This is a genomic window from Streptomyces sp. E11-3 (assembly GCF_046540415.1).
Classification (GTDB): domain Bacteria; phylum Actinomycetota; class Actinomycetes; order Streptomycetales; family Streptomycetaceae; genus Streptomyces.
In genome coordinates, this window is record NZ_JAZGRL010000001.1 from 225,333 (window position 1) to 245,989 (window position 20,657).

The 20,657-nt window shown below is 70.8% G+C and carries 22 protein-coding genes and 1 pseudogene; 11 read left to right on the forward strand and 12 right to left on the reverse strand.

What is annotated here, in order from left to right; genetic code table 11:
- Positions 1-106 precede the first annotated feature (106 nt).
- Both U9R90_RS01000 and U9R90_RS01005 read right to left on the reverse strand, forming a co-directional pair.
- Entirely contained in the window at positions 107-346 is a 240-nt protein-coding gene (locus U9R90_RS01000) for a M20/M25/M40 family metallo-hydrolase (RefSeq protein WP_411054434.1), read from the reverse strand.
- Between the two features lie 109 nt (positions 347-455).
- Positions 456-872: a MarR family winged helix-turn-helix transcriptional regulator gene (locus U9R90_RS01005; RefSeq protein ID WP_411057594.1), complete on the reverse strand. Its 417-nt coding sequence runs from the start codon at positions 870-872 to the stop codon at positions 456-458.
- A 274-nt stretch (positions 873-1,146) separates the two neighbouring features.
- Here U9R90_RS01005 and U9R90_RS01010 point away from each other — a divergent pair, with 274 nt between their 5' ends.
- Complete coding sequence (locus tag U9R90_RS01010; protein ID WP_411054435.1) at positions 1,147-2,607, forward strand: aldehyde dehydrogenase family protein; 1,461 nt, start codon at positions 1,147-1,149, stop codon at positions 2,605-2,607.
- A gap of 47 nt (positions 2,608-2,654) precedes the next feature.
- On the forward strand, positions 2,655-3,767 hold the full coding sequence (locus U9R90_RS01015) for an NAD(P)-dependent alcohol dehydrogenase (RefSeq protein WP_411054436.1): 1,113 nt from the start codon (positions 2,655-2,657) through the stop codon (positions 3,765-3,767).
- Between the two features lie 62 nt (positions 3,768-3,829).
- On the opposite strand, the gene U9R90_RS01020 is transcribed toward U9R90_RS01015, so the two are convergent.
- Both U9R90_RS01020 and U9R90_RS01025 read right to left on the reverse strand, forming a co-directional pair.
- Entirely contained in the window at positions 3,830-4,618 is a 789-nt protein-coding gene (locus tag U9R90_RS01020) for an IclR family transcriptional regulator (protein ID WP_411054437.1), read from the reverse strand.
- A 3-nt stretch (positions 4,619-4,621) separates the two neighbouring features.
- Positions 4,622-5,047 carry a MarR family winged helix-turn-helix transcriptional regulator gene (locus U9R90_RS01025; RefSeq protein ID WP_411057595.1) on the reverse strand — a complete coding sequence of 142 codons (426 nt, stop codon included), beginning with the start codon at positions 5,045-5,047 and terminating at the stop codon, positions 4,622-4,624.
- Between the two features lie 268 nt (positions 5,048-5,315).
- Between U9R90_RS01025 and U9R90_RS01030 the strand changes: the two genes are divergently transcribed.
- The 5 genes from U9R90_RS01030 (at position 5,316) to U9R90_RS01050 (ending at position 10,345) form a co-directional block, all read left to right on the forward strand.
- The gene (locus tag U9R90_RS01030) at positions 5,316-6,284 is read left to right on the forward strand and encodes an SDR family NAD(P)-dependent oxidoreductase (RefSeq protein WP_411054438.1); all 969 of its coding nucleotides are present in this window, start codon (positions 5,316-5,318) and stop codon (positions 6,282-6,284) included.
- Positions 6,285-6,301: 17 nt separating this feature from the next.
- Complete coding sequence (locus U9R90_RS01035) at positions 6,302-7,177, forward strand: amidohydrolase family protein (protein WP_411057596.1); 876 nt, start codon at positions 6,302-6,304, stop codon at positions 7,175-7,177.
- Between the two features lie 12 nt (positions 7,178-7,189).
- On the forward strand, positions 7,190-8,692 hold the full coding sequence (locus U9R90_RS01040; protein WP_411054439.1) for an acyl-CoA synthetase: 1,503 nt from the start codon (positions 7,190-7,192) through the stop codon (positions 8,690-8,692).
- Between the two features lie 71 nt (positions 8,693-8,763).
- The gene (locus tag U9R90_RS01045; protein ID WP_411054440.1) at positions 8,764-9,219 is read left to right on the forward strand and encodes a MaoC family dehydratase; all 456 of its coding nucleotides are present in this window, start codon (positions 8,764-8,766) and stop codon (positions 9,217-9,219) included.
- Positions 9,220-9,580: 361 nt separating this feature from the next.
- A complete protein-coding gene (locus U9R90_RS01050; protein WP_411054441.1) occupies positions 9,581-10,345 on the forward strand; it encodes a nucleotidyltransferase domain-containing protein in 765 nt (254 codons plus the stop codon).
- A 120-nt stretch (positions 10,346-10,465) separates the two neighbouring features.
- On the opposite strand, the gene U9R90_RS01055 is transcribed toward U9R90_RS01050, so the two are convergent.
- On the reverse strand, positions 10,466-11,977 hold the full coding sequence (locus U9R90_RS01055; RefSeq protein ID WP_411054442.1) for an esterase/lipase family protein: 1,512 nt from the start codon (positions 11,975-11,977) through the stop codon (positions 10,466-10,468).
- A 187-nt stretch (positions 11,978-12,164) separates the two neighbouring features.
- Entirely contained in the window at positions 12,165-13,034 is an 870-nt protein-coding gene (locus U9R90_RS01060; RefSeq protein ID WP_411054443.1) for a LysR family transcriptional regulator, read from the reverse strand.
- A gap of 140 nt (positions 13,035-13,174) precedes the next feature.
- On the opposite strand from U9R90_RS01060, the gene U9R90_RS01065 reads away from it, so the two are divergent.
- A complete protein-coding gene (locus U9R90_RS01065) occupies positions 13,175-14,026 on the forward strand; it encodes an EamA family transporter (protein ID WP_411057597.1) in 852 nt (283 codons plus the stop codon).
- A gap of 157 nt (positions 14,027-14,183) precedes the next feature.
- A pseudogene (locus tag U9R90_RS01070) lies at positions 14,184-14,375 on the forward strand (glutaredoxin domain-containing protein); the annotation flags it as partial.
- Here U9R90_RS01070 and U9R90_RS01075 read toward each other — a convergent pair.
- The 4 genes from U9R90_RS01075 to U9R90_RS01090 all read right to left on the reverse strand — a co-directional run bounded on the left by U9R90_RS01075 (position 14,333) and on the right by U9R90_RS01090 (position 17,238).
- Positions 14,333-15,061 carry a TSUP family transporter gene (locus U9R90_RS01075; RefSeq protein ID WP_411054444.1) on the reverse strand — a complete coding sequence of 243 codons (729 nt, stop codon included), beginning with the start codon at positions 15,059-15,061 and terminating at the stop codon, positions 14,333-14,335. The pseudogene U9R90_RS01070 and the gene U9R90_RS01075 overlap by 43 nt on opposite strands.
- The gene (locus tag U9R90_RS01080) at positions 15,058-15,435 is read right to left on the reverse strand and encodes a rhodanese-like domain-containing protein (protein ID WP_411054445.1); all 378 of its coding nucleotides are present in this window, start codon (positions 15,433-15,435) and stop codon (positions 15,058-15,060) included. The genes U9R90_RS01075 and U9R90_RS01080 overlap by 4 nt, the downstream gene beginning before the upstream one ends.
- Positions 15,436-15,476: 41 nt before the next feature.
- A complete protein-coding gene (locus tag U9R90_RS01085) occupies positions 15,477-16,868 on the reverse strand; it encodes a rhodanese-like domain-containing protein (RefSeq protein ID WP_411054446.1) in 1,392 nt (463 codons plus the stop codon).
- 178 nt (positions 16,869-17,046) lie between these two features.
- Positions 17,047-17,238, reverse strand: a complete 192-nt coding sequence (locus U9R90_RS01090; RefSeq protein ID WP_411054447.1) for a hypothetical protein — start codon at positions 17,236-17,238, stop codon at positions 17,047-17,049.
- Here U9R90_RS01090 and U9R90_RS01095 point away from each other — a divergent pair.
- A complete protein-coding gene (locus tag U9R90_RS01095) occupies positions 17,237-17,833 on the forward strand; it encodes a hypothetical protein (RefSeq protein ID WP_411054448.1) in 597 nt (198 codons plus the stop codon). The two genes, U9R90_RS01090 and U9R90_RS01095, sit on opposite strands and share 2 nt — an antisense overlap.
- Positions 17,834-17,901: 68 nt before the next feature.
- Positions 17,902-18,291 (forward strand): VOC family protein, encoded by a 390-nt coding sequence (locus tag U9R90_RS01100; protein WP_411054449.1) that lies wholly within the window; start codon positions 17,902-17,904, stop codon positions 18,289-18,291.
- Between the two features lie 89 nt (positions 18,292-18,380).
- On the opposite strand, the gene U9R90_RS01105 is transcribed toward U9R90_RS01100, so the two are convergent.
- Positions 18,381-18,983: a GNAT family N-acetyltransferase gene (locus tag U9R90_RS01105; RefSeq protein WP_411054450.1), complete on the reverse strand. Its 603-nt coding sequence runs from the start codon at positions 18,981-18,983 to the stop codon at positions 18,381-18,383.
- A 123-nt stretch (positions 18,984-19,106) separates the two neighbouring features.
- Positions 19,107-20,651: an FAD-dependent oxidoreductase gene (locus tag U9R90_RS01110; protein WP_411054451.1), complete on the reverse strand. Its 1,545-nt coding sequence runs from the start codon at positions 20,649-20,651 to the stop codon at positions 19,107-19,109.
- Positions 20,652-20,657 lie beyond the last annotated feature (6 nt).

The following is a 20,657-nucleotide window of genomic DNA, read 5'->3' on the forward strand; positions in this document are numbered from 1 at the left end:
TACCCCTCCCGTGCTGTGGGCGTGATGCCTTGGTGGGGACACCATCGGGAGGGGCGACGCACGGTGGCAACGCTCCTTCCGTCTGGTGGAAGGCGCGGGTCGGGTGTCAGGGGCGGGGCGCGAGACGTGTGCAGGCGATGGCCGCATACAGGGCCACGCCCGTGGTCATGGCGTCCTCGTCGAAGACGACGAGGTGGGAATGGCAATCCGGGGTGTCCTCAGGGCACTGGCCCGGCGGACGGGCGCCGAGGAAGGCCATGGCACCGGGGACGCGTTCGAGGACGTACGAGAAGTCCTCGGCGCCCATGACGGGTTCGGGCAGGTGGTTCTGGGACGCGTAGAGCATCTGCACGCGGAACGTGAGCGGCGTGCCGGATCGTTGACACGGGCCCCCGGCGACCCACGCGCCCCATCCGCTGCCTGGGCCGCGCTACAGCGACCTAGGTGTGTCTCCCCTAGTGCGGCGGCCGGTCGGACAGCGCGGCGCGGCAGCGGTTGAGGTAGTCCTCCAGGTCGCGTCGTTGGCCTGCTGTCAGGGCGGAGACCATCCGCTCCTCCAGTGCGTCCACCGCCTCGTCGTACGCGGCCAGCAGCTCATGGCCGGTGTCGGTCAGGCTGATCAGCAGTACCCGTCGGTTGTCCGGGTCGCGGCGGCGGGTGATCAGGCCGCGCCGCTCCAGGGTGGTGACCATGTCGGCCATGGACTGCGCGGTGACGAAGGAGTTGCGGGCCAGTTGGGCGGAGCTGAGTCCGTCGCGGCGGCGTAGCACCGTCAGCGCGGTGTACTGCAGGGCGGTGATACCGGCCGGCTTGACGAGTTCGTCGATGTGCGAGCGTGCCGCCAGTTCGACCTGTTTGACGGCGTAGAGCAGGGACGGGTGCGGGCCGTCGTCGGTTCGGGTAGCGCTGCCGCCGCTGCCGGTATCCGCTGTGTGTGTCACGTGGAACCCCCTCCACTTCTCGTCGCCGATCCCTCACGTCCGGTTGCCGGCTGCCGGGCTCTCGACGTTCAGGGTTCCTGATTATCCCCGACCTCTTGCGTTTCGTGCGACGAGGGCGCAATCATCAGGAAACCTGTTGGTCTCAGTGGTGTGGCCGACATCAGCGCGGTGCGGCGAGCGGCCGTACCGGGAAGGCGAGCGGGCCATGAGTGTGAGTCGGCCGCAGATCGAGCCGGGCAGGCTGTTCATCGGCGGTGCGTGGCGCGAGGCGGAGACCAAGGACCGTCGGGACATCGTGGATCCCTCCAGCGGGAAGGTGATCACCACCGTCGCCGAGGCCGGTGCCGGCGATGTCGACGCCGCGGTGGCCGCGGCGCGCGAGGCGTTCGACGCGGGGCCGTGGGCGCACACCCCGGGCCGCGAACGGGCCCGCGTCCTGCACCGCGTCGCCGACATCATCCGGCGCCGGGAGGACGAGATCGTCGCGGTCGAGAGCGTGAACGTCGGCAAGCCGGTATCCCTGTGCCGGGCGGTCGACGTGGCCACGGCCGCCGAGCAGTACGAGTACTGCTCGGCGCTGGCGCAGAGCGTCGACGGCACGGTCAGGCAGCTCCCGATCCCCTCGCACGCCTACACCCGCCGCGAGCCGCTGGGTGTGGTCGGCGCGATCACCCCCTTCAACTTCCCGCTGATCCTGAGCAGTTCGAAGATCGCCCCCGCGCTGGCAGCCGGCAACACCGTGGTCCACAAGCCGGCCGAGGAGACCCCGCTCAGCGCCCTGCTGATGGCGGAGATCCTGGCCGAGGCCGGAGTGCCGGACGGTGTGCTCAACGTCGTCACCGGTGGCGGCGCGGTGACCGGTGAGGCACTGTTGCGGCACCCCGGAGTCGACAAGATCGCCTTCACCGGCTCGACGCACGTCGGTCGGCACGCGGCGAGTACGGCGGGCCAGGCGCTCAAACCCGTCACCATGGAACTGGGCGGCAACGCCGCGCAGATCGTCTTCGAGGACGCCGATCTGGACCAGGCCATCGGCGCGGCCATCAAGGGCTTCGTCTTCAACACCGGCCAGTTCTGCATGGGCGGACCCCGGCTGCTCGTACACCGCTCGCTGTACGACACCGTCCTGGAGGCCCTCGCGGGAGCAGTCGCGGGAGTACCGGTCGGCGACCCGTTCGACCCGGCGACCGTCGTCGGCCCGATGGCGGGCGAGCGGCACCTGGCGAAGGTGGAGGAGTACGTACGCATCGCCCGGGACGAGGGCGGCCGGGTCGTCGTGGGCGGCGAGCGCATCGAACTCGGTGGGGGCTTCTACTACCGGCCGACCGTCATCGCCGGCCTGGGCAACGACTCCCGCGCGGTGCAGGAGGAGATCTTCGGCCCTGTCCTGACCGTGCAGCCCTTCGACACCGAGGACGAGGCCGTCGCGCTCGCCAACAGCACCCCGTACGGCCTGGCCTCCGGACTCCACACCACCGACGTCACCCGCGCCCACCGGGTCGCGGCGCGGCTCCAGGCGGGCATCGTCTGGGTCAACGACTGGGCGATGCTCGACCCCGCGATGCCCTTCGGCGGCGTCAAGCAGTCCGGCTACGGACGCGAGTACGGCCCCGAGGCGCTGGAGTCGTACACCAAAGTCAAGTCCGTCATCATCTCCCTCGCCTGACCGCGCCGCTGACCGCGCCGCTGACCGCGCCGCGCTAGGAGCCCCGTATGGCCACCACCACTGCCGCCGCCGTCGTCGAGTCCGCGGGCGCCGGATTCTCACTGACCGAGGTCGAGCTCGCCGAGCCACGCCCGGACGAGGTGCTCGTCCGGATGGTCGCCGCCGGGGTCTGCCACACCGACCTGGGCGTCGCCGTCGGCGCGCTGCCCTTCCCGCTGCCCGGGGTGCTCGGCCACGAGGGGGCAGGCGTCGTCGAGGCGGTCGGCTCCTCGGTGACCCGGGTCCGACCCGGCGACCAGGTGCTGCTGTCCTTCACCTCCTGCGGCAGCTGCGCCAACTGCCGGGACGGACACCCGGCCTACTGCGCCAGCTGGCTGCCGCTCAACCTGCTCGGCGGCGCCCGCGCCGACGGCTCCCCCACTGTGACCCGGGACGGCGAAGTCCTCGGCGGCCACTTCTTCGGCCAGTCCTCCTTCGCCCGCCATGCCCTGGTCGACGAACGCAGCGTCGTCAAGGTCCCGGCCGACGCGCCGCTGGAGCTGCTGGCGCCGCTCGGCTGCGGGGTGCAGACCGGCGCCGGAGCAGTGTGGAACGTGCTGAAGCCACGCCCCGGCGCGAGCATCGTCGTCACCGGCGCCGGAGCGGTCGGCCTGTCCGCGATGATGGCGGCCCGGCTCACCCCGGCCACCCGGATCATCGCGGTGGACCGGGTGCCCGCCCGGCTGGAACTCGCGCGCGAACTCGGCGCCACCCACACCATCGACACCACCACCTCGACCGCCGACCTCGCCGAGGCGGTCGCCGAACTCACGGGCGGCACCGGGGCGGACGGAGTGGTCGAGACGACCGGCAACACCGAGGTGGCGGGCGCCGCCGTCGGCGCCCTGGCCGCCCGCGGTACCGCGGTCCTGGTGGGCGCGCCGGCGTTCGGGGCAACCGTCCCGGTGGACGTCAACTTCATGCTGCCGGGCCGCAGCGTGGTGGGCCTGACGCTCGGTGACAGCGAGACCGAGGCCCTCGTGCCAGTCCTGGTGGACCTGGTGGCCTCCGGCCGGATGCCGGTCGACCGGCTGATCAAGCACTACAAGTTCGAAGAGATCCAGCGGGCGGTCGCGGACGTGGTCTCCGGCGACACCATCAAGCCGGTCCTGCGGTTCTGAGGCAGGTTCTCCGGGAGGGGTTCGCTGAGACGGGTGCTCTGAGTCGGGTGCGTGGCGGGTCGTCAGCCGGGGCCAAGGGCCGCCACGGGTCCGGGACCCGGCTGCCAGCCCAGGGTCCGGGAGACGCCGCGCGCCGCGACCCGCACCGCGGGGATCAGTGCCGGCGTACGGGCGTCCTCGACGTGGACGACGACCGACACCGCCGCGATCACATCGCCGCGCGGTCCCCGCACGGGTGCGGCCACCGACAGGGCGTCCTCGGTGATCTGGCGGTCGCTGACCGCGCAGCCGGCGCGCCGCACCTCCGCGAGTGTCCGGCGCAGCGCGGCCGGGTCGGTCACGGTGTACGGAGTGAACGAGGCCAGCGGCCCTCCGCAGACCTGCTCCTGCAGGGCGGCGGCGCCATGCGCGAGCAGCACCAGGCCGACCCCGGTGGCGTGCAGCGGCCAGCGGGCGCCGACCTGGCTGAGTACGCCCACCGCCGAGCGCCCCGAGATGCGGTCGATGTAGACCACTTCGAGGCCGTCGCGCACCGCGAGGTGGACGTTCTCGTGGGTGGCTTCGTACAGGTCCTCCAGGAACGGCAGCGCCGCCTGCCGCAGTGCCACCCCGCGTGGTGCGAGCGCCGCGACCTCCCACAGCCTGAGGCCGATGTGGTAGCCGCCGGACTCGTCACGTTCCAGGGCGCCCCAGCGGGTGAGCGTGCCCACCAGCCGGTGGGCGGTGGCCAGCGGCAGGTCGGCGCGTTGGCTGATCTCGGTCAGCGAGAGCGCCGGATGGCGCAGGTCGAAGGCGGCCAGGACATCCAGCAGCCGGTCGGCGGCGGACCTCGGGGCCGGTCCTGGTGGCACCGCTCAGCCTCGGCCCTGGTCGGACACCCGCCGCAGCAGCGCGTGCAGGGCCTCACGCTCCTCGGCGCCCAGCGGGTCGAGCAGTTCGTCGGTCACCCGGCGGCTGGCCTGGTCGGTGTCGCGCAGCGCGCCCCGGCCCTCGTCCGTCAGGACGACGATGCGGCTGCGTCGGTCGCCGGGCAGGGGGCGGCGCGCGGCGAAGCCGAGCTTCTGCAAGTCGTCCACGAGGCTCACGATGGCGCTCGGGTCGTAGCCCAGCCGCTCGCTCAGCTCCCGCTGCAGCGCGCCCTCGACGGTCGCCAGATAGCGCAGCAGCGCATAGTGCCGCAGCCGTAGCCCGTACTCCTCCAGCGCGGTGTTGAACAGCTGCCCCGACCGCAGGCCGAGGCGGTAGAGGAGATAGCCGGTGTCGGCGTGCAGGGCGCGCATCCAGGGCGCGTCCGTCTCTGTGTCAGTGATGTCTTGCTCCTGGGTCAGGGCCCGTGCCGGGGCCTGAAGGGTGTGCCGTACCAGCATGCCGCGTACCGAGGTTACAGACAACTATTGACGTCAACAATGATTGGTCATAGCTTCTATTTCAGCGAGGTCGCCCCCCCTCTCGAGCTCTCCTTCCCGAGCTCTCCTTCCCGAGCTCCCCTTCTCGAACTCCCTCCTCGAACTCCCCTATCGGACTCCCCTAGCGAAGGGACACCACGCCGTGTCGAACGCTTCCCTCGACCTGACCGGCAAGGTCGCCATCGTCACCGGCAGCGGCCGTGGCCTCGGCCTGGCCTACGCCACCGCGCTGGCCAGGGCGGGCGCCCGTGTGGTCGTCAACGACGTCGACGAGGCGATGGCCGAGCAGGCCGCCAAGTCCCTGACCGAAGCCGGTGGCCAGGCCGTCGCCGAGGCGGTCGCCGTCGGCACCACCGAGGCCGCCGAGCGCCTGGTCGCCCGCGCCGTCTCCGCGTTCGGGCGACTGGACATCGTGGTCACCAACGCCGGTGTCCTGCGCGACAAGGTGCTGTGGAAGATGACCGACGACGACTTCGACACGGTCATCGGTGTCCACCTCAAGGGCACCTTCACCCTCGCCCGTGCCGCCGCCGTCCAGATGCGCGAGCAGGGCGAGGGCGGCAGCCTGATCCTCGTCGGCTCCCCGGCCGGGCAGCGCGGCAACTTCGGTCAGACCAACTACGCCGCCGCCAAGGCCGGTATCGCGGCCTTCGTGCGCACCTGGTCCATGGAGCTGGGCCGGGCCGGTATCACGGTCAACGCGATCGTCCCCGTGGCCGCCACCGCCATGACCGAGACGATCCCCGCCTTCGCGCCGCACATCGAGGCGAACCGCGACGGCGAGCCGCTGCCGGACTTCCTCCGCAAGGGCGAGGGCTTCGGCACCGCGGAGGACTGCGCCGCCCTCGTCCCCTTCCTCGCCTCCACGGCGGCCCGCGACGTCACCGGCCAGTGCATCGGCATCGGCGGCGACAAGCTCGCCCTGTGGTCGCACCCGCAGGAGGCCAAGGTCGCGTACGCCGACGGCGGCTGGACCCCCGAGACCATCGCCGCCGCCTGGCACACCTCCGTCGGCAGCGAACCGCAGAGCGTCGGCATCCCGGCACCGAGGATTCCCGCACCCAAGATCGCTGCACCCGAGATTGCCGCACCCGAGACCCCGGGAGTCTGACGCCCATGAGCAGCGCCATGAACGTCGACGACCTGGTCGCCATCGACGTCCACACCCACGCCGAGGTCTCCTCCAAAGGCCACTCCTCCCTGAACGAAGGGCTGCACGACGCCTCCAGCGCCTACTTCAAGGTCGAAGGCAAGCGCAAGCCCACCCTGGAGGAGACCGCCGCTTATTACCGCGAGCGGAAGATGGCAGCGGTGATCTTCACCGTGGACGCGGAGTCGGCCACCGGCACCGAGCCCGTCCCCAACGAGGAGGTCGCCGAAGCCGCCGCCGCCAACGCGGACGTACTGATCCCCTTCGCCTCCATCGACCCCTTCCGGGGCCGGGCCGGAGTGAAGCAGGCCCGCCGCCTGGTGGAGGAGTACGGGGTGCGGGGCTTCAAGTTCCACCCCAGCATCCAGGGCTTCTTCCCCCACGACCGCGCGGTCGCCTACGAGTTGTACGAGGTCATCGAGGAGACCGGCGCCATCGCCCTGTTCCACACCGGCCAGACCGGCATCGGCGCCGGCGTCCCGGGGGGTGGCGGCATCCGGCTGAAGTACTCCAACCCGCTGCACATCGACGACGTAGCCGCCGACTTCCCCCATATGAAGATCATCCTGGCGCATCCGTCCTTCCCCTGGCAGGACGAGGCGCTCGCCGTGGCCACCCACAAGCCGGGCGTCCACATCGACCTGTCCGGCTGGTCGCCGAAGTACTTCCCGCCGCAACTGGTGCAGTACGCCAACACCCTGCTCAAGGACAAGGTCCTCTTCGGCTCCGACTACCCCGTCCTGACTCCCGACCGATGGCTCGCCGACTTCGGCAAACTGGCCATCAAGGACGAGGTACGCCCGAAGATCCTCAAGGAGAACGCTGCCCGGCTGCTCGGGCTCACCGATGCGTGAAGGGGCGCGACGATGCGCAACGAGGGACTGGGATCGTGGCCCGCACGCCGGGCCCGTAAGACCCCGCACCGCACAGCCCTGATCCACCAGTCCACGGTGGTCAGTTACGCCGCACTGCACGAGCGCACCACCCGCCTCGCCCACGCCCTGCGGGCGGCCGGTGTCCGCCGCGGCGACCGGATCGCCTACCTGGGCGCCAACCACCCGTCCTACCTGGAGACCCTGTTCGCCTCCGGACTGCTCGGTGCGGTCTTCGTCCCGCTCAACACCCGGCTGGCCGGACCCGAAATCGCCTACCAGCTGGCGGACTCCGGGGCCAAGGTGCTGATCCACGCGGCGTCGCACGGGCCCCTGGTGGAGGAGGTGGACGGGAAAGCCGACGTCCAGACCTGCGTCGTCGTCGGCCCCGCCTACGAGCAGCTGCTCGCCGGTGCCGCCACCGAACCGATCGACGAGCCGGTCGGGCTCGACGACGTCTGCATCATCATGTACACCTCTGGGACGACCGGCCGCCCCAAGGGCGCGATGCTCACCCACGGCAACCTCACCTGGAACGCCGTGAACGTGCTCATCGACCAGGACCTCATCGCCGACGAGGTCGCGCTGGTCTCCGCCCCGCTCTTCCACACCGCCGGGCTGAACATGCTGACACTCCCGGTGCTGCTCAAGGGCGGTTCGTGCGTCCTGGTGGAGGCGTTCGACCCGGGCGCCACCTTCGACCTGATCGAGCGCCACCGGATCACCTTCATGTTCGGGGTGCCGGCGATGTTCGACCAGATCGCCCGCCACCCGCGCTGGGGCGGGGCGGACCTGTCGTCCCTGCGCATGCTCTCCTGCGGCGGCTCCCCCGTGCCGACCTCACTCATCGCCACCTACCAGGGTCGCGGACTCACATTCATGCAGGGGTACGGGATGACCGAGGCGGCCCCCGGCACGCTCTTCCTGGACGCCGAGCACGCGGTCAGCAAGGCGGGATCGGCGGGTGTGCCGCACTTCTTCAGCGACGTACGGGTCGTGCTGCCCGACCTCACTCCGGCCGCGGTGGAGGAGACCGGCGAGATTCTGGTGCGCGGGCCGCATGTCATGCCGGGGTACTGGGGGCTGCCCCAGGAGACCGATGCCGCCTTCACCGACGGCTGGTTCCGTACCGGGGACGCCGCCCGGGTTGACGCGGACGGCTATGTCACCATCGTCGACCGGCTCAAAGACATGATCATCTCGGGTGGGGAGAACATCTACCCGGCCGAGGTGGAGGACGCGCTGCTGGCCCACCCGGACATCGTGGAGTGTGCCGTCATCGGCGTACCCGACGCCACCTGGGGCGAGGTCGGCCGTGCGGTGGTCGTGGCGCGTGAGGGCGCACAGATCGACCCCGCCGAGGTACTGGCCGCACTGTCCGGACGCCTCGCCAAGTACAAGATCCCCAAGTCCCTCGTCGCGGTACGGGAACTGCCCCGCACCGCCTCCGGCAAGCTCCTCAAGACGCACGTGCGCCGTCGGTACGGCACCGGCTGACACCCCTTCCTTCCTCTTCGTCTCCTGTTTCCCTTCACCTCCCTTTCCCTTTACTCGTCACGGAGTTCACCATGGCCATCACCGTCAACGGCATCGACGCACTGAAGAAGCTCGCCGGCACCGACCTGGGCACCAGCGACTGGATCGACATCACCCAGGAACGCATCAACACCTTCGCCGACGCCACCGGCGACCACCAGTGGATCCACGTGGACGTGGAGCAGGCCAAGGAGGGCCCCTTCGGCGGCACCATCGCCCATGGCTATCTGACGCTGTCCCTGTTCATCCCGATGTTCACCGAGCTCCTGGACGTCGACGGCGTGACCACCAAGGTCAACTACGGCCTCAACAAGGTCCGCTTCCCCTCCCCCGTGCAGGCCGGATCCCGCGCCCGGCTCGTGGCGCGGCTGGCCGAGGTGGCGGAGGTGCCCGGCGGAGTGCAGATCACCGTGGACGGCACCATCGAGACCGAGGGCGGCACCAAGCCGGCCTGCGTCCTGCAGAGCGTGTCGCGTTTCTACGCCTAGGGGGCGTCTCTCCGATCTTCGCGGATCAGCCTGCGCCCGCTGCGAAGCAGCTGATGTCTCGCGGTGCGGTGCATCGGCGTACGGCCGGATCGCCCTCGTACTGGACGTACTTGGGTGAATCGGCCGTGCGTCGAAGGGGGTCCCTCCCTGCTCAATGGGGTCTCCCCTGCTCGAGCGCAGCCGAGAGCTTGGGGAAGCAGTCGAGAGCTTGGGGGCGCGTGCCAGGCGTCGCGGGCCCGCGAAGATCGGAGAGACGCCCCCTAGCGCTGGCCCCGCGCGGGAGGGCGCCCTGGAGGGTCGCTGGGGCGGATATCGGCGGCACACTCGTGGTCGCTGTCCGCACTCTGCGAGGATCCTGGCCATGGCAGCGACTGAAACGGATCAGGTGCTCAAGCGGTTCGTCTCCGAGGTACAGCTGGCCTTGCCGACGGTGGTGGCCGTCTGGGCGCACGGTTCACTGGCGCTGGGCGACTTCCAGCCGGGGCGCAGCGATCTCGACCTCATCGCGGTGGTCGAAAGCCCGGTGGACGGTGCGCAGCGGGATCGGCTGGTCGGCATGCACCAGCGGCTGCTGGACGAGGAACCGGCCGCGGCCAAGTTGCACTGCTCGTACATGGCCAGGGCGGCGCTTTCCGCGGTCGAGACGGACCATTTCACCTGGGCGCACCGCATGACCCGGGAACGCCCGGTGACACCGGTCACCCGGCGGGAGCTCCTGGACGGCGGGCTCACCCTGCATGGCCCGCCGCCGACGGAACTGCTTCCGCCGCTCGCCGGTGGGCAGTTGGAGGAGTTCGTCCGGCGCGACCTGGCGGAGTTCTGGCTGCCGGCCACGGGCAATCCTCGGCTCTGGCTCCAGGATGTCTGGGTGGACCTGGGGCTGCTGGTGCTGGCCCGCGCCACGGTCACGCTGCGCGACGGGCGGCTGATCACGAAGGGCGAGGCCCTGATGGAGCTGCGGGAACTCGGCGCGCCCGCGGACGTGGTGCGCGATATCCACGCGCGCCGTTACGCGGACCCCGAGCCGCTCAGCCCGCTGCGGCGCGTCCGCAGAGCGATCCGGGCCCGCGCCTTCCTGCGGCGCGGCATCAAGCGCGCGCTGGCCATGGGTCAAGGTTCCGCGTAGTCAGGCCCCGGCCGCCTGATCGAAACCCCCGGCCGGCGCTGAACGTGCCCCCGCCCTGCGCCGAGCCGCTGCTGACCTTCACCCGCACCCGCACCCGATCCGTACTCGTGCACTGAGCGGTCACTCCCACGGGGTCACAGTGAGCCGAATCTTCGCGTGGTCGCCGAGGATCGGGCGCGCGGTGTCGGGGAACGGGATGTGCGCGGTCCACAGCCCGCCGCGCGGGTCCTCGTCGTCCAGGGGCCGGCCACGGGGTTCGTGGTCCTTGATCGCGCCGGGGATGGCGGAGTTCCAGCTCGCCCAGACGCGGGATGCCGACGCGTCGGCGCCGGTGTCGATGACGAGGATGTCGTCGAGGTCGGCGGTCTGTTCGAGGTGGTCGCTGAAGCGCAGAATGCGGTTGGTCTGGCGCAGGGAGAGGATCCGCACATGGAGCGCGTAGCGCATGGTGGGGCTGCCCTCGGGGCGGGGTAGGTCGCTGCGCAGGAACGTGGTGGTGAGCGGGACGGGCGAACTGTCGGCGCCGTCACCGGGTGGCTGTGGCAGGGGGACCGGGCACCACTGGGCGGTGACCCGCTGGTGCATCAAGACGGGCAGGCCCCGGATGGCCAGCACCACCTCGGCCTGCCAGGTCACCTCGTCGTCCGGGGGCAGCCGGTAGTCGACGAGTGCGGCTTCGATTCTGAGGTCGCCGAAGAGGAAGCGCCGCAGATTCTGGTAGCCCTCCTCGGAGTTCACCAGCCCAAAGCGCCCACTGTGACTCCGGTATACGTACGCGCCGTGGGACCCCGGCACCCGGGCCTTGTCGATCTGTACGAGTCCGTCGCTTCGCGCGCCGACCGCGATGGCTGACAGCCCTCCCGCGACGTCGTAGTCCGTCGGGTTGGTGCCCACCAGGCAGAAGACCCGGTGCGGGGGAAAGCCGCTCTCGCGGTCGGGCATGGCACGAGCGTCCCAGCCGCGCGGCGGGCCGTCCTCGACCTGCTCCGCGTCGGGGGTGAGGTACTCGTACATCCGCCGCGGACCGAAGATGTCGGCACCGTGGATGCCGGTCGCGTCGCGCAGCCGCTCGAAGAGGCCGAAGCCCAACTCGAAGGTGATGCCGCCGTGCGGCGTTCCGTACGTGAACAGCTTGTCGACGTAGTCCGTCGGGTTCTTGTGCTGGTCGGGCAGGATTTTCTGGAGCAGGCAGCGGCAGACAAGCCCGCCCATGGAGTGGGCGACGAGATGGACCCGGGGCGCACCGGTCTTCCGCTTCAACTTGTCGATGAGGCGCAGCAGGTCGAGAGCGGCGTCCTCCAGACGGAATTCCCGGGGTTTATCCCCCCAGGTACTGGCGGACGTGTCGTAGAAACGCTGGACCCACATGCTGTTCGGCGGGACGTTGTCGTGTGCGTCCAAGTACGCTTCCTGGCCGCCTTCGACCAGGATGTGGTAGCCCTCGTCCAAATGTAGTCGCAACAGCGGACTTTCGAACTGATGAAAGCTCGGTTTCTCGTTCGCACCCACGCGTACATGCGTGGATCCCTCGTTGAATCCGTAAAAGGGGTCGGTGACAGCCTTGTTGATTCCCGAGGTGTCGCCGGCGAATCCCCGCACGTAGACGATGGGGAGCTGTGCCTTGCTGGGCATGGCCGACTCCGCAGGCCGGGATACGTATCACCATGAGGTGAATACAACTTCACTATAGGCGCGCTGATCTGCGTCGGCCATCGCGGCACGAAGGTGCTGCGCGCACGTTGGCCAGGCCGTGAAATCAGGGGTGTCGGTCGCGTGACGCAGTGTTCGCCGTGAGCGGTGCCCGGTGCGCGCTCGGCGGTCAGGCGTCTTCGCGGTACAGGTCGGTGAGCAGCGCCACGGCGGCGTGGGTGGCGGGGTGGGGGTCGTGCCGCCGCCAGATGAGGTGGACGGGGACCGGGTCGGCGTCGCGCACGAGGCGGTAGGCGATGCCGTCGCGGCGGTACTGGGTGGCAGTGGCCTGCGGGGTGACGCCGACGCAGCGGCCGGTGGCGATGGCCGCGAGCCAGTCGTCGATGTCGTGGGTGTACTCCACGGCCGGGCGGGCGTCTTCCGACCACAGGTCCAAGGTCGTGGTGCCGGTGCGGCGGTCCACCACCAAGGTGCGTTCACAAATCTCTTCCAGGCGGATGCTGCGGCGCTTGGTCCAGGGGTCGTCGGAGGCGAGGGCGAGGTAGCGGCGTTCGTGGCCGACGAGGGCGTGCGCGTAGCGGCGGGTGTCGATGCTGGTGCGGAGGACGGCCAGGTCGCACAGGCCCTCGGCGAGGCCGGCGGTGGGGGTGTTGTGGCGGATCAGGTGGAGTTCGACGTGGGGGTAGCGGTCGTGCCAGCGGCGCTGGAACTCGGCGGTGTGGCGGCCCATCGCGGACCAGGCGTGGCCGATGTGCAGTCGGGTGTGGCCGGTGGTGGCCTGGCGGACCAGTTCGTCGGCCTCGGCGAGTAGGTGGCGGGCGCGGGCGAGGACCTGTACGCCGGCGGTGGTGGGGGTGACGGTACGGCTGGTGCGGTGCAGCAGTCGCACGCCGAGGATCCGCTCCAGCGCGAGCAGGGTGCGCGAGACCGCGGCCTGGGATACGCCCAGTTCGATCGCGGCGTCGGTGAAGCTGCCGGTGTCGACGATCGCGACCAGGCACCGCAGGTGCCGCAGCTCCAGCCCCGTATGACCTTCCATGCGTTCAGAGTATAGATAGCGCGCCTGATGCATTTTGCGTATGTGTCGGCGTCGCGGATGGTCGTGCCATGGCACTCGAAGTTCACACAGAGACGTCGGCCGCCGCCGCAGCGCAGACGGCGTCGCCCCGGTGGTCCGGGATGGCGCTGATGGTGGGCAGCGGCCTGTCCAACCAGGCCGGAGCGTCGGTTGCCGCGCTGGCCTTCCCGGTGCTGGGTCCGGTGGGAGTGGTGGCGGTGCGCCAGTGGGTGGCCGCGGTGGTGCTGCTGAGCGCCGGTCGGCCGAAGCTGCGCGCGTTCACGGCCGCGCAGTGGCGGCCGGTGCTGGGGCTGGCCCTGGTCTTCGCGATCATGAACCTGACGTTGTACACGGCGATCGACCGGATCGGGCTCGGCCTCGCGGTCACCCTGGAGTTCCTCGGCCCTCTCGCCGTGGCGCTGGCCGGCTCCCGTCGCCGTATCGATCTGGTGTGCGCGCTCGTCGCCGCGGCGGCCGTGATGGTCCTCACCCGCCCCCAGCCCAGCACGGACTACCTGGGGATCGGCCTGGCGCTGCTGGCCGCCGTCTGCTGGGGCTGCTACATCCTGCTCAACCGCACCGTCGGCGAACGCCTGCCCGGTCTGCAGGGATCGGCCGCCGCCGCGGCCGTGTCCGGCCTGCTCTACCTGCCCGTCGGCGCCGTTGTGCTGTGGCTGCACATGCCCACTGCCGGCGCCCTGCTGTGCGCGCTGGCCGCGGGTGTGCTGTCGTCCGCGGTGCCGTTCCTGTCCGACCTGCTCGCGCTGCGCCGGGTCCCCGCGGGCTTCTTCGGCATCTTCATGAGCGTCAACCCGGTGTTCGCCGCCCTGATCGGCATGCTCGTTCTCGGCGAACGCCTTGACCCGGCGTCGTGGCTGGCCATCGCCGCGATCGTCACCGCCAACACCGTCGCCGTGGGCACCGTCGCCGTGGGCACCTCCGCCAGCGTCCCGAAGGGCACGACCGCTCCGTAGAACCGCGGCAGGTGCGGGTCCGGGTGCGGGTGCACGGTGAAGTTGCGGGCGGCTTGCCGTTCCGCCGCACCGAGCGGACTGCGGTAGGGGTACGGGGGTACGGAATAGCGGCCGGGTCGCACCGGGTTCCCCTGACCCGACCTCGGTGGAGGCCCCGATGTCCGCTTCAGTGCGCCCCGACCCGGCCAAGGTGCAGGTCTACTGGCGGCCCGGCTGCCCGTTCTGTGTGAGGCTGCGCCGCCAGCTGCGGCGCGCCGGGCTCGCGTACGAGGCCATTGACATCTGGCAGGACGAGGCCGGCGCGTCCTACGTGCGCTCGGTCAACCACGGCGACGAGACTGTCCCCACGGTCGCCGTCGCCGGGCAAGCGCTGACCAACCCCTCGGCCCGGCAGGTCCTGGACCTGCTACGCCAGCGAGCTCCCCAACTGCTGCCCGACCCCGACAAGTCCCCCGCNCCGCGCGTCGCCAGGGACGCCAGGGAGTTGACCGAGATGACCAGCAGGCTGGTGCCGACGGCGGCCTGTATCTCGAAGGCCAGGACGGTGACCAGGGCCGGTACGGCGAGGAAGCCGCCGCCCACCCCCAGCAGACCGGTCAGCGCGCCCAGCCCCGCTCCCGTCCCGGCGGCCCGGCCCGGCCGCACCGCGGCGGCACCCTGCGTGGCGTCCGCCGTTCGGGCGGGCCGCAACATGCGGACGGCCGCGAGAGCCGCTACGGCGGCGAACGCGCCGGTCAGCGCCGGTTGCGGCAGCCGGGACGCTGCCACTCCGGCCGCCGCGGCCGGGAGGATGCCGGCTGCCGCGAACAACGCCCCCGCCTTCCAGCGCACATGACCGCTGCGGGCGTGGGCGTACAGGGCGGTGAGCGAGGTGGCGGCGACGATGAGCAGGCTGGCGGTGGTGGCCGTGGCCGGGGTGAAGCCGAGCAGATAGATCAGCGCGGGTACCGCGAGGACGCTGCCACCGCCGCCCAGGGCGCCCAGCGCCAGGCCCACCACGGCGCCCGCGGTCAGCGCCAGGACCAGGGCGCTCACTCGATGACACCAGCACCGCCGCCTGCGCGGGTCACCGGCAGGCCGACCCGTGCCCAGTCGGTCATGCCGCCGGTGACATCGGTGGCCTCCACCCCGCGGCCCGCCAGGATCTCTGCGGCCTGCCGGGAGCGGTTGCCGGAGCGGCAGATCGCCACCACCGGCTTGCCCTGTACGGCGGGCGGCAGGACCGCTCCCGCCTGCAGCCGGGACAGGGGCAGGTGCAGTGCGCTGGGCGCGTGCCCGGCGTTCCACTCGGCGGTTTCGCGGACATCGAGCAGGACGGCCTGGCCGTCGGCGGTGCGCTGGTGGGCCTGGGTGGGGGTGAGACGGCCTGGGCCACGACTGCGGCCCCGGAAAAGCTTGCGGACGGACATGCGGTGATCACTCCGAAGGGGGGTGGCGCGGTGGTGGGATGTCAGTGCGTTGCGGGCCGGGTGAGGGGCAGCCCGGCCTCGGCGGCGGCGTCGAAGTCGTCGTCGACGGCGACCACGGAGCGGTCGGCGGCGTCCAGGAGCGAGGCGGCGATCGCCGCGCGCATCCCGGCCGCGCAGTGCACCCACACCTCACCTGCGGGCAACTCGCCGATACGGCCGCGCAGTTCGTGGATGGGGATGTGCACCGAACCGTCAATGAAGCCGCTCGCGCGCTCGGAGTCACGGCGCACGTCCAGCACCACCACGTCCTCGTCGCGGCCGTGGTCGCGGCGGTGATCGCTGCGGGCGGCCAGGTCGGCGAAGGTGGCGCGCGGGAAGGACCGTAGCCCCTCCCCCTTCACCACCCACTCCCGCGGGTCGCCGGTGGCGGCCGCGGCCGGGCGGTCGATGCCCACCCGGGCCAGTTCCCGCTGTGCGTCGGCGACTTGTTCGGGTGTGTCGGCGAGCAGGGTGACGGGCTTGCCCCACGGGATCAGCCAGGCCAGGTAGGTGGCCAGCTTCCCCTCGCCCTCGAAGTTGAACGATCCCGCGACGTGCCCGTGGGCGAATGCGACGCGGTTGCGGAGGTCGACCACCCACTCCCCGGCCGCCAGGCGCGCGGCGATCTGCCCGGCGTCGGCCGTCCGCGGCGCGGTGAGGTCGACGGGGGCGGGGCCCGCGGCGTTGGCCGGGCCCATGTGCGCGTAGTAGGCGGGCACATCGTCCAGACCGGCGAGCATCTCGGCGACGAAGGTGTCCACGTCCCGGGTCAGCGCGTCATTGGTCTTGCGCTCCCGCCCGATCGTGGTGGCGGCTCCCTCGGCCTGGGAGCTGGAGCAGAAGCTGCCGAACCCGTGCGTGGGCAGCACCGCCACCGCGTCGTCCAGTTCTTCGGCCAGCCGGTGGGCGGAGGCGTGCTGGGCGCGGGCCAGCCGCTCGGTGAGCCGCGGTTCGACCAGGTCGGGCCGCCCGACCGTGCCGATCAGCAGGGACCCGCCGGTGAACGCGGCCACCCCACGGCCATCCTCTTCCAGGACGTAGGAGGTGTGGTGCGGGGTGTGGCCGGGGGTGGCCAGCGCCCGCAGGGCCAGGCCCTCGTCGACCGCGACGACGTCACCGTCGGCTACCGGGGTGCGGGCGAAGGACACCGAGGCCCCGGCCGGAACCAGGTAGCGGGCACCGGTGAGGTGGGCCAGCTCCAGTCCGCCGCTCACGTAGTCGTTGTGTACGTGGGTCTCCACCACGTACGCGATCCGCACCCCGCGCCGTGCCGCCGCGGTGATCACCTGGTCGATGTCCCGCGGCGGGTCCACCGCCACGGCCTTGCCCGGCCCGCCAGCCAGGTAGCTGCGGTTGCCCAAGCCCTCGAACTCCAGGGTGTCGACGAAGAACACGACGCTGACTCCTTCCGAGAAAAGTGTACCCCGGGGGGTATCTTCCATCACCGTAACAGTAATACCCAGGGGGGTATTCCAGAGGTAGGCCCCGTCCAGACCGTCCGCTACGCCGACGGTCCCGCGAGCGCGGGTGCCGCTACGGGGGGCAGGACGCTGCACTCGGCGGTGCGGGCCGTTACGCCAAGGCCGCACAGTTCCACTGGGCAGACGTTCGAGGCGTGGCGACGGGCCTGCTCCTGTCGGCCGGGAGAACCTCCTCGCCCGCCGCAGACGAGCTGTCGAGGAGGACCGGCGAGGCGTGATCGAGCAGCACATCGAGCAGCACCATGAACACCGAGAACGCGGCCCAGGTCAGAATCGGGGGCATGGATGTTCCCAAGCTGCTGGAAGCCGCCTCCCTGCTGGTTCCCGAGGGGAGTGCCACCGAGAACGACATCACGGTGGCCGACATTTGGGAGTACCTCACCCACGACCAGTGGGAGGTGGCTCTCGGGCTGCTGGAGGAACTCGGAGACGTCCCACCGCTTCCGCTCGGTTTCTGGGAAACTCTGGCCACCGCCGCCGAGCAGATGCGGATGGAGAAGAGTGCGGCCTGGTGCCACTGGCGCTGGTACGAGACTCGCCGCGGCGTCATACGAGCTGACCTCACCCTCCGCCCGGCCGCCGAAGCCCGACGGCAGACGCCCATCTCCGGCGCCGGCGTCCTGCGACCGATGTGGAACATCGGAAACCGAACCGCGACCGGCGAACCGGCCCTCAACATCGCCACGCTGTGGGTCGAGTTCACGCCGTTCCTCGAACCTGGCGGACGGGCCTCGGTGCGACTCGCTCCCCTTGATCCTCAGCAGTGGCAGCACCTTCGGTCCGGCCAAGTGATCACCATGCACGAGGACCGATCCGTAGCCGGAACGGCGGTCGTCCTGGAGGTTCAGCGGCCTGCGGCCACGCCCGCGCGTGGCTGACCTCGCCGTCGAGAACTGCGATTAGCGTGTGGCCTTGGCGAACCCTCGCCTGACTGGGAGGTCTTGACATGACCAGTAAGTTCACCGAGCTTGCGATCGACTGTGCCGATCCCCACGGTCTCGCCCGATTCTGGTGCTCGGTCCTTGGCTACGAGGTGCAGGACGAAGACGACGGAATCGTCAGCATCGGCTCCCCCGCGGTGCCTGAAGGCAAGAACCGCCTTGGCCCCGTGCCACCGACGCTGACCTTCGCGCGCGTGCCCGAGGGCAAGACCATCAAGAACAGGCTCCACCTCGACGTCAACCCAACCGACAGAGAGCAAGACGACGAGGTACGTCGCTTGCTCGACCTGGGTGCTCGACATGCCGACGTCGGCCAATCAGGCGAGGAGAGTTGGGTGACGCTTGCCGACCCGGAGGGGAATGAGTTCTGCGTCCTCGCGAGCCGCCGCCCCTGATCGGAGGCCGCACACGCAGCTCAGGCTGCCCGCCGCGTCAGCGATTGATCGCGGCGGGCTTGGTGGCGTCCCGGAGACGGAGCCCTGCGTCAGGCCGGGCGGCGCGGCTCTCGCCGCATCGCCCACAGCAGCGGCCCATCCCCCGGCAGCCGCAGCTCCTCACGCACAGTGAAGCCGAAGTGCTCGTAGAAGGGGAGGTTGGAGGGTTTGGAGGACTCCAGATAGGCGGGCAGACCCGCCGCGTCGGCCTTGGCCAGCCCCGAGCGAAGCAGGGCGGCCCCGTGTCCCTGGCCCTGGGCGGCTGGGTCAGCGCCGATCACCGACAGGGACCAGTGGGGTTCCTGGGGTGTGTGCTGGGCGACTGTCTCGACGGCGTCCCTGAACAGTGGAGCTCGGTCGCCGAGGATGTTCTGGAGCTCCTGGATGGTCTCCGCGTCGGGAACGGCCTTGGCCTGTGCCTCCGCCGGTACCCAGAAGGCGGCCGCCGCCTCGGTGTGCTCGCACACCCCGTGGTGGACGTACTGCCGAGTGAAGATAGTGGTGAAGTAGCGGCCCAGCTCTGCCTCGCGCGAGGCGTCGTCGGGGAAGAACCAGCGCATCATCGGGTCGTCGTCGAAGGCGCGGGCCAGGGTGCGACTGATCAGTGCAGCGTGGTCGATGGTCGCCGTCTTAGGGGTGCTCGTTATCGACATACGGATCATTCTGCACCCGGTGATCTTGGTTGGTGAGGCGGGGGCCCAGGCTTCGCTCGCTGTGCCGATGAGGCGACTGGGCTTCGCCTCGGGCGCCCCGCCGGTCGGCCCGCAGGGGTCAGGTCATCTCCCACGGCGTCGGACGAGGCGGCGGAAGGCTCGTGGGGTGTGTGCGGGTGGGGGCAGGGTGCCGGTGACCGCGTCGCCGAGGAGCGCGGAGACCGTTTCGGCGGCGCAGGTGCGGTTGGCTCCGATGCCGCCGGTGGGGCCTCGTTTGATCCAGCCGACTACATACGTGCCGGGGTGTCCGGTCACTCGGCCGCGCTCGTTGGCGACGGTGGCGGTGGTCTCGTCGAAGGGGAGGCCGGGGATCGGGGTGCCGCGGTAGCCGATGGCGCGTAGCACAGCTCCCGCCTTGATCGTGTGCTCGCCCGCGCCTCCCGTGACGCGTACGGAGTTGACGCGTACGGCGTTGACGCGGTCGTCGCCGAGTATCTCGGTGGGGGTGCAGTGGAAGCGGAGCACGATGCGTCGGCGGCCTGGTGTCGGTGGGGCCTGCCAGTCCTGGTTGTCGCGGGTGACGCCTTGGAGTACGGCTGCTTTGTCGTGTGGGCGGGCCTGGTCGATGGCGGGGGCGATGCGGGGGTCGTGGTCGTCGATGGCAAGGTCCACGCCTGGCAGGTGGCGTAGGGCGAGGAGTTCGGACCTGGTGTACGCGGCGTCTTCGGGGCCGCGTCGGGCCAGGAGGACCACCTCGCGTACCTTGCTGGCGCGCAGGGCCTGCAGGGCGTGGGCGGCGATGTCGGTGTGGGCCAGGGTGTCGGGGTCGGTGAGGAGGATGCGGGCCACGTCCAGGGCGACGTTTCCGTTGCCGACGATGACGGCGCGCTCGCAGGAGAGGTCGATCAGGTCCGGCTTCGCGTCCGGGTGGGCGTTGTACCAGGCGACGAACGCGCTGGCGGGGATGGAGCCGAGTAGGTCCTCGCCCTCGATGGACAGACGTCGGTCGGCGGATGCCCCCACGGCGTAGATGACGGCGTCGTGGTGGGCGGCGAGTTCCTGGGTGGTGATGTCGGCGCCTACTTCGAGGCCCAGGTGCATCCGCACCCGGGGGTGCGTGTGGAAGCGGGCGAAGGTGTCGCCGACCTTCTTGGTGGCGGGGTGGTCCGGTGCCACGCCGTAGCGGACCAGGCCGCCGGCCACCGGCAGTCGGTCGATCAGGGTTACCTCGGCGTTGGTGTGCAGCAGCAGGTCCTGCGCGGCGTACATGCCCGCCGGGCCGGTGCCGACCACGGCGATCCTGAGCGGCGCGAAGTCCGAGGGAAGGACGCGTGGGAAGGACGGCTCGCCCCAGGTGTGGAAGTTCGGGCCGTCGGGGGCCACTGTCGGCTCAGGGAGCTCGTTTTCGTAGTAGGCCGCGTTGATTTCGGCGTACTCCTGCTGCGCGGGCGGGAGGGTGTCCACCGGGTAGATCGCGTCGACGGGGCAGGCGTCGGCGCAGGCGCCGCAGCCTATGCAGGTCTCGGGGTCGATGTGCAGCATCTCCGTACTGCCGAACGCCCGTTCCTCCGGCGTCGGATGGATGCAGTTGACCGGGCATACGGCGACACAGGTGGCGTCACTGCAGCAGGTCTGGGTGATGGCGTAGGTGGTGGCACGGTTGTTCATGGCGTC

Bases quoted from the DNA above. Each gene is read 5' to 3' on its own strand.
- U9R90_RS01105 (WP_411054450.1), bottom strand. From the start codon at position 18,983: ATGTCGATAACGAGCACCCCTAAGACGGCGACCATCGACCACGCTGCA.
- U9R90_RS01055 (WP_411054442.1), bottom strand. From the start codon at position 11,977: ATGCCCAGCAAGGCACAGCTCCCCATCGTCTACGTGCGGGGATTCGCC.
- U9R90_RS01100 (WP_411054449.1), top strand. From the start codon at position 17,902: ATGACCAGTAAGTTCACCGAGCTTGCGATCGACTGTGCCGATCCCCAC.
- U9R90_RS01015 (WP_411054436.1), top strand. From the start codon at position 2,655: ATGGCCACCACCACTGCCGCCGCCGTCGTCGAGTCCGCGGGCGCCGGA.
- U9R90_RS01050 (WP_411054441.1), top strand. From the start codon at position 9,581: ATGGCAGCGACTGAAACGGATCAGGTGCTCAAGCGGTTCGTCTCCGAG.
- U9R90_RS01035 (WP_411057596.1), top strand. From the start codon at position 6,302: ATGAACGTCGACGACCTGGTCGCCATCGACGTCCACACCCACGCCGAG.
- U9R90_RS01000 (WP_411054434.1), bottom strand. From the start codon at position 346: ATGCTCTACGCGTCCCAGAACCACCTGCCCGAACCCGTCATGGGCGCC.
- U9R90_RS01110 (WP_411054451.1), bottom strand. From the start codon at position 20,651: ATGAACAACCGTGCCACCACCTACGCCATCACCCAGACCTGCTGCAGT.
- U9R90_RS01080 (WP_411054445.1), bottom strand. From the start codon at position 15,435: ATGTCCGTCCGCAAGCTTTTCCGGGGCCGCAGTCGTGGCCCAGGCCGT.
- U9R90_RS01095 (WP_411054448.1), top strand. From the start codon at position 17,237: ATGGATGTTCCCAAGCTGCTGGAAGCCGCCTCCCTGCTGGTTCCCGAG.
- U9R90_RS01060 (WP_411054443.1), bottom strand. From the start codon at position 13,034: ATGGAAGGTCATACGGGGCTGGAGCTGCGGCACCTGCGGTGCCTGGTC.
- U9R90_RS01090 (WP_411054447.1), bottom strand. From the start codon at position 17,238: ATGCCCCCGATTCTGACCTGGGCCGCGTTCTCGGTGTTCATGGTGCTG.
- U9R90_RS01045 (WP_411054440.1), top strand. From the start codon at position 8,764: ATGGCCATCACCGTCAACGGCATCGACGCACTGAAGAAGCTCGCCGGC.
- U9R90_RS01065 (WP_411057597.1), top strand. From the start codon at position 13,175: ATGGCGCTGATGGTGGGCAGCGGCCTGTCCAACCAGGCCGGAGCGTCG.
- U9R90_RS01010 (WP_411054435.1), top strand. From the start codon at position 1,147: ATGAGTGTGAGTCGGCCGCAGATCGAGCCGGGCAGGCTGTTCATCGGC.
- U9R90_RS01040 (WP_411054439.1), top strand. From the start codon at position 7,190: ATGCGCAACGAGGGACTGGGATCGTGGCCCGCACGCCGGGCCCGTAAG.
- U9R90_RS01025 (WP_411057595.1), bottom strand. From the start codon at position 5,047: ATGCGCGCCCTGCACGCCGACACCGGCTATCTCCTCTACCGCCTCGGC.